Annotated in this window: 6 protein-coding genes; all 6 read left to right on the top strand. The window is 23.8% G+C overall.

Annotated elements, in window-relative coordinates:
• Nucleotides 1-156: 156 nt before the first annotated feature.
• Nucleotides 157-1,458, top strand: a complete 1,302-nt coding sequence (locus A6P36_RS05300; protein ID WP_066761701.1) for an MATE family efflux transporter — start codon at nt 157-159, stop codon at nt 1,456-1,458.
• A 76-nt stretch (nt 1,459-1,534) separates the two neighbouring features.
• Nucleotides 1,535-2,218 (top strand): peptidoglycan recognition protein family protein, encoded by a 684-nt coding sequence (locus A6P36_RS05295; RefSeq protein ID WP_066761699.1) that lies wholly within the window; start codon nt 1,535-1,537, stop codon nt 2,216-2,218.
• 135 nt (nt 2,219-2,353) lie between these two features.
• Nucleotides 2,354-5,212, top strand: a complete 2,859-nt coding sequence (locus tag A6P36_RS05290) for a hypothetical protein (RefSeq protein ID WP_066761697.1) — start codon at nt 2,354-2,356, stop codon at nt 5,210-5,212.
• A 78-nt stretch (nt 5,213-5,290) separates the two neighbouring features.
• Complete coding sequence (locus A6P36_RS05285; RefSeq protein ID WP_066761696.1) at nt 5,291-6,193, top strand: fumarate reductase; 903 nt, start codon at nt 5,291-5,293, stop codon at nt 6,191-6,193.
• Nucleotides 6,194-6,277: 84 nt separating this feature from the next.
• Nucleotides 6,278-6,712 (top strand): dUTP diphosphatase, encoded by a 435-nt coding sequence (gene dut, locus A6P36_RS05280; protein WP_066761694.1) that lies wholly within the window; start codon nt 6,278-6,280, stop codon nt 6,710-6,712.
• A gap of 156 nt (nt 6,713-6,868) precedes the next feature.
• Nucleotides 6,869-7,258, top strand: a 390-nt coding sequence (locus A6P36_RS05275) for a DJ-1 family glyoxalase III (RefSeq protein WP_082917627.1), incomplete at its 3' end; no start/stop codon positions are given.

Here is a 7,258-nt window from a genome sequence, read left to right as displayed (position 1 = left end):
GCAGGTTCGAATCCTGCTAGGTGCGCCATTACTCTTTTAAAGATTTTGTATAACGTTTTAAAACCACTAAATTTTTAAATTTAGTGGTTTTTATTTTTTAAAGTGTACAAACTAATCTCAATAATTAAAGTTTGAATTTATTATTGGGAGAATGTTATGTTAAAACAATTTTTTAAATATTCAATTTCTTCGATGTTTGCCATGTTTGTAACATCTTTATATACAATCATTGATGGAATTTTTGTTGGAAGAGGAATCGGAGATGTTGGACTAGCTGCTGTTAATATGGTTTTACCTATAACTATAATGTATTTTGGTATTGCAACCATGCTTGCAGTCGGTGGCGGCTCCATGGTATCTAAAAGTTTTGGAGAAAATGATGTTTTGCGTGGACAAGATATTTTTGGACAAACTATAAAATTAACTATTATTGTAAGTTTTTCTCTGAGCATTTTTGCATTTGTATTTTCACGTGCAATAATGTATTGCATTGGCGCAAGAGAAGAAATTTTAAATTATTCATCGCAGTATTTAAGATTTTATTCTCTTTTTTGTAGTGCGAATCTTATTGGAATAGTTTTAAATAGTTTTGTAAGAAATGATTATAATCCTAAACTTGGAATGGTTGCCAATATATTTGGAGCATTAGCAAACATAATTTTTGATTACGTTTTTATATTTAAATTTAATTTGGGAATTAAAGGTGCGGCACTTGCCACAGGGTTAGGACAGATAATTACAATATTAATTCTTATAAATCATTTTATTTTTAAGAAAGGAAATTTGAGATTTGGATATAGTTCATTTGATTTTAAAGTTTTGAAAAATATAGTCTCAATTGGATTTCCATCTTTTTTATCTGAAATTACATTTTCTGTAATTATATTCTTTTACAATATAGCACTTATATTTTTTGTTGGAAGTAAAGCTCTTACTGCATTTAGTGTAATTAATTATATAAATGCAAATATTTATATGATTTTGTTAGGAATGAATTTTGGTGTACAACCATTAATTAGTTATAGTTTTGGATCTAAAGATGGAAGAAACATGATTAAGTTTTATAAATTTTCAAAGAAATTTGGATTAACTCTGACTTTAATATATGTTCTTATTTGTGTTTTTTGGGGACATGAATTAATTAGTATTTTTTCAAGTGATAGTGAGATTATAAAAATAGCATATTTTGGACTTAATGTTTCAAATTTGGCATTTTTTATGCTTGGAATAAATTTAACAACGAGTATTTATTATCAAGCTATTGAAATTCCAAAATATTCGAATATTATTTGTTTATTTAGATCTTTTGTATTTTTACCAATAAGTTTAGTTGTTTTAGCTAAGTTTTTTGGAATTACAGGAATTTGGATGAGCCTTATTTTTTCTGAAGCTTTATCACTTTTATTTATAAATTTAATGGTTAGAGTTGGTAAGATTACTAAAGAAATAGTCGTGTAGTATAAAAGAAAGTGTAATATTTTTATAGAATCTTCATAAATATTAATCTTGCATGAAGTAATTTTAGAGGTGCAAAATGAAACAATATTTATTGAAAGAAAAACTAATATCAAATAATTTTTCAAACAGGGAAAATAAAGAAATAGAATATATAGTAGTTCATGATACAGGAAATTGGAATGAAGGTTCTAGTCTTGACAGACATTATAATTTTTTTGAAAATGTATCTGATAATGCTAGTTATCACTATTTAGTTGGAAATGAAGGAAATGAGTATAAAATATACAATTTTGTAGGTGAAGAATATAGAGCTTGGCATTGTGGAGACGGAAGAGGAAAATACGGAATAACTAACGATAATAGTATTGGTATTGGAATGTGTGTTAATAAAGACTCTGATTATGAAAATAATATATTGGGACTTGCGAGGCTTGCAGCAGAACTTTTAATTAAACATGATTTGACTATTGATAAAATGGTTAGACATTATGATGCAAGTAGAAAAGTTTGTCCAGAATCTATGAGTAAAAATGATTGGAGTATTTGGAAAGGCTTTTATGATTTAACAAATTCCATTTTAAATTGGCTTCAAAGTGGAGGCAATGCACTTGAAATAGAAAATGGTATTTGGGAAGTTTGTAGAGATTTTAGTGAAAAGTATTTTTCAGATTCAGAAGATATAAAAGTTGAAGATAGTGAAACAAATGGTGATTTTGACCAATCTTTAAAAAATGAAGATGAACAAGATATTGAAGAGTAATTAAAATTTTTATTGAAAGCAGGTTGTTATGTTAACAGCCTGCTTTTTTATTTCATAAATGGAAAAAATTTTAAGTTATTATAATTTGAAAAATTAAGATACTAACATTAATTATATTTTTAAGGAGTAGATTACATGAAAATCAAACACAGATTGTTTGTCAATAGTATGATTTTTATATTAACTGCGTTGATATTAATTTTATCTAGTACATTTGTTGCAAATTCATTATCTAAAATAGTTAATAAAGTTGATATTGTTGATGTTATTGGTCTTAAACTTATAAGGGAAGAAAATGACTCAGATATGAAAAATGGAAGATATAGGCTAGTTGAAATTCCTGAAAATATAAACATTATTGACGCTAGAATTGTAAATAAGAGTGAAGTGTATAAATTTTCTAATAAAGATAATATTTTATTAGATTCATCAGGAAATGTAGTTTCTAATCTTAAAGATCAAAATTATACATTAGTTTTAAATACAAAAGAGCTTGGAGAAATATATAAAATAATTAATAAAACTGATTATGGCTATAAGGTTTTAGATATTAAAGTTGTCTACAATAAATACAAAAATACTTTAGAAATTTCAAATTCTAATGTTTTACTTGGAGATTCAGAAGTTACTATTTTTAAGAATGACGCAAAAGTTGGAAGTACAAAATTAGATGCAAATGGAAAAGGAAGTATATACATAAACGATATTGAAAACTTAACAACATCTACTTATACAATTTTAATTAAAAAAGGTTCAGAGATTGTTGGAATAGATGCTTTTCATATGACTCCAACTTATAGAGATTTGAATTTGAAAGGAAATGTTAATTTTAATATAATATCTGAAATTTCAAACAAATTAAATATTTCAATAAGTGGAGAAAGTGGAATAACAGTAAACGATAAAGTTCAAGTTGCTAGTGTTTACGACGAATTAAATCCAAATGAAAATTTATTGTTGAATTTAGATTGTAATAAAAATAATATATCTGATTTAAATGGAGAAATTATTTTAAAAAATACTTTAAGTAAAGATAAAAAATATAAAGTTAGATTAAAGGTGAATGGTGTTGAATTAGATCCACAAGATGATTGTGATGTACATATTAAAAATTTGGATATTTCTAAAATTAAAATTACTGCAGTTGAAAAAATTGGAAAAGAATTAAGAGTTGATTTGAGTGGTATTAATAATTTAAGCAAAGATGATTTAATAGAGGTTATATCTTTATATGATATAAAAAATAAAGAAAAGAATTTAATTTCACCGATAAAGATAACAAACAAAGTAAATGAAATTCCAATTTTAGATAAAATTGATTCGAACAATTCATATGAACTTGTGCTTAAAATTAATAATTTTATGATAAATGGATTTGGTGTTGAAGTAATACCAGTTGATTTAATGAATTCTAGTGCTTTAACAGATATTATCAGTAATAAAATTTTTATATCCCTTGAAAATGCAAAGGGATTAAAAATTACTGATTCTGTTAAAGTTATTGGTGTTTTTAAAGAAGGAGATAATGAAAAAAATTTTTTAAAATCTAGTTATAATACAATGATTGAAAAGTTAAATGGAACTGTTTTTATAAATCAAACTTTGGATACTAAAAATAATTATTATATAAAATTTAAGATTAATGATATTGAATTGGAAAATACCTTAAAAGTTATTGTAAATAATAATATTTGTTTAAAAGGGGCAAGTGCTAGCACAAAAATTTCAAGTCATGAGATTAAAGTTTGTTTTAAAAATGTTGATTCAATAAATATTAGTGATATGGTTGAAATAGATAGTATTTTTGATTTGAATGACAATAATTTTAATTTACTTGATAAAAGTAAAGAAACAAAAATATTAAACAAAGTTGGTATAGTGTATTTAAAAGCTGCAGTTTTAAATGACCGTAGTTATGGTATGAAAATTAAAATTAATGGTGTTGAATTTTCTGAAGTAATACCAATATTCATTGAAGAAAATGAAAAAATACAAAATGTAGAGTCTTATTTTACAAATGAAAATAAATTAGTTTTAAATTTAAATTTTATTGACGTATCAAATATAGATAAGATTGAAATAAATAGTTTGAAATGTATTGATGATGGAAATGAAATAATTTCCGATAAAATTATGAATTTAAGTTTAAATGATAATAATGAGTTGATAATTCCTTTAAATTTTTCTCTTAAAGATGGAGGAAAATATTTAATAGGTATTAGTGTTTTCAGAAATGGGGTTTTAGAAAGTTATACATTAGAATTTAATAATAAACTTAAAAATTATGAAGTTAAAAATGAAGTCAAAAATATAGAGAATGTTGAAAATAAAGATCAATTTAGAACTGCACAAAAAATTGATATAAATTCTATGGAGTTTGGAGATGGATATTTTAAATTTGAACATAATTTAGATAAATCAATGAATTTTAATAAAAGTGTTTGTTATGTTGCTGGAATTGAAAGTAGAATTGATGACAATTATATTGTAGTTGATAAATTAATTCCATATAAAAAATATAAAGATTTAAAGCTTCATGTAAAAAATGATAGAGGTTGTTTAGTTGAATTTAAAATTCCTGAATTTGATTGCAAAGAGTCAAAAGATGATATTAAAAATTTTATATCTAAGACATATATTAAGGTTAAAAATGGTTTGAATGTAGATGAGAATAATTTTGAATTTGCAGATGAGGCTGAATTTTGGTTTTGGCATAACAAAATTAAAAAGAAAGAAGTTGATTTAAGAAATTTTGTATTAAATATTCTCAATGAGAAAGAGTTTATGAAAAAATATGTTGATAACTCTGAAAAGATTAAAATTTTATATAATGTAATTTTTGGAATTAATCCAAGTGAACAAAGTTTAAATATATGGTTGAATGATTTTAATAAAACTTTAAAAACAGAAGATTTAAATAAGGCGTTAAAAATTGTTGTAGAAAAAATGTTCACAAATTTAAAATTTAAATCTTTGGAAAAACAATTAAAATAGAATACATTTATTGAAGTTAAGCATATATCTAATTATTAAGATGTATGCTTTTTATTTTTTTGAAGTGGGAGATGATTGATGAAATTAAGTAATATCTCTATCACGATTAGCGAAACGGATTTATTAGATATTTTAAAACGTGCATTAACAAGTAAAAATGTTTTAATTGAAGATATTAAAATTAATAAAAGTATAATTATAAAAAATATTAGATATAAAATATTTAAAAATATTAATTTAGATTTCAAAATATTAAAAGTTTTAGAAAATAAAATTTATGTTGAAATTAATAAGTTAAGTTTTAAATGTATGTCTATTCCAAAAACATTTTTAGATATTTTTATTAAATTCATTCCAATTGAGTTTGTAAAAGAAAATAGGAAAAATAGATATATATTTATTTTTGATTTAAATGAACATATAAAAAATTTTAATACTCAATTTTTTATAAGAAAAATTTGCACAAATAGTGGTTTTATTAATATTGTTGCAGATGAGATTTTTATAAAAAATAATACTAATAAATTAAAACAAAAAGGTAGAGGGGGATTATTTTTGAGACTTACACAAACAATTTTGAAACTTTCTGGTGATGATATAATGTCATTTATAAGAGATTTTATTAGAACAGACAGTGTAATGATTTCAGGAATAGATGTTAGTCAAGCTGTATATTTGAAAGGTATAATAGTGAATTCTTTTGAAATTGGAGATGTTTCAATTAATATAAAAGATTTAAAAGAAAATTTATTATATGTGCAATTAAAAATAATAAATTCTATTTTTCCAGGAGTAAATATTGAACATATTCCCATAAAAATTTTTGTAAAGGATATATTAAAATCACTAAACAATTTGAATTTAGACCTTGATATAAATAGCGTGAGATTTATTGATGATTGTATAGAAGTTAAAATAAATAATCTTAATTTGGATATGAAAAAGTTACCGTCAAATTCTAATAATATATTTTTAAAATAAGATGGTTATATTTTTATTTGTTTAAAAATTTACCAAATAAGTCTATAATAATAAAAAAATAAAAAACTTTAAGAGGATATTGCTATGTATGAACTAAAAATTAAGCTTTTATACGAAAACTCCAAGTTACCAGAATTTGCAAACTCAGGTGATGCGGGAATGGATATATTTTCCGTTGATAGAAAGGTTATTAAAAGTGGTGAAAGTGAATTAATACGTACAGGAATAAGTATCGAACTACCTAAAGACACAGAAATTCAAATAAGGCCTAAAAGTGGTCTTGCATTAAATAATGGTATAACTTTATTAAATTCACCTGGAACAATAGATGAGGGATACAGAGGAGAAATAAAGGTTATTGTAATAAATCATGGTAAAAATGATTTTTTGGTTGAAGAAGGAATGAAAATAGCGCAAATGGTTTTAAAACCTATATACAAAGTAAAAATAACTAAAGTAGATAGTATTGATTATGAAACTGACAGAGGAAAAAATGGATTTGGATCTAGCGGAGTGTAAAGAAGTGTAGTTACATGATATGTTCCAGGTAAAAGTAGGAGAAGAATATGTTTAATTAATATACGGAAAACCAAAGTAACATAACATGTAACTCTATAAATTATATCATAATTTATAAATTATTTATATATTAAATTATGGTGGGAGGTGTAAGATATAAAAACGTGTATATTTTTAGCAGATGGTTTTGAAGAAATAGAAGCTATTGGAGTAATTGATATTTTAAGAAGAGCTGAAATTGAAGTTACTATGATTTCTATTGCAGATTCTTTGGAAGTTACAGGAGCTCATGGTATAAAAACAATGTGTGATAAAAAATTTAATGACATTGAGTTTTCAGAATTTAAAATGATAATTTTTCCTGGAGGAGTTCAAGGAGTAAATAACATAAGAGAATTTGAACCTATATATAAAGTAATAAATTATTTTTATTCAAGTAATAAATATGTAGCTGCTATTTGTGCTGCACCTGTTATTTTGGATGATGCGGGCATATTAGACGGTAATAGTTTTACATGTTATGAAGGATTTCAGGAGTCTATAAAG

The sequence above is a fragment of the Candidatus Arthromitus sp. SFB-turkey genome (assembly GCF_001655775.1).
GTDB lineage: Bacteria > Bacillota > Clostridia > Clostridiales > Clostridiaceae > Dwaynesavagella > Dwaynesavagella gallinarum.
This window is presented reverse-complemented; position numbering and strand designations above follow the sequence as displayed.

What these genes read in the sequence shown, in the direction of transcription:
- dut (WP_066761694.1), top strand. Translation starts at nt 6,278, where the DNA reads ATGTATGAACTAAAAATTAAGCTTTTATACGAAAACTCCAAGTTACCA.
- A6P36_RS05295 (WP_066761699.1), top strand. Translation starts at nt 1,535, where the DNA reads ATGAAACAATATTTATTGAAAGAAAAACTAATATCAAATAATTTTTCA.
- A6P36_RS05290 (WP_066761697.1), top strand. Translation starts at nt 2,354, where the DNA reads ATGAAAATCAAACACAGATTGTTTGTCAATAGTATGATTTTTATATTA.
- A6P36_RS05300 (WP_066761701.1), top strand. Translation starts at nt 157, where the DNA reads ATGTTAAAACAATTTTTTAAATATTCAATTTCTTCGATGTTTGCCATG.
- A6P36_RS05285 (WP_066761696.1), top strand. Translation starts at nt 5,291, where the DNA reads ATGAAATTAAGTAATATCTCTATCACGATTAGCGAAACGGATTTATTA.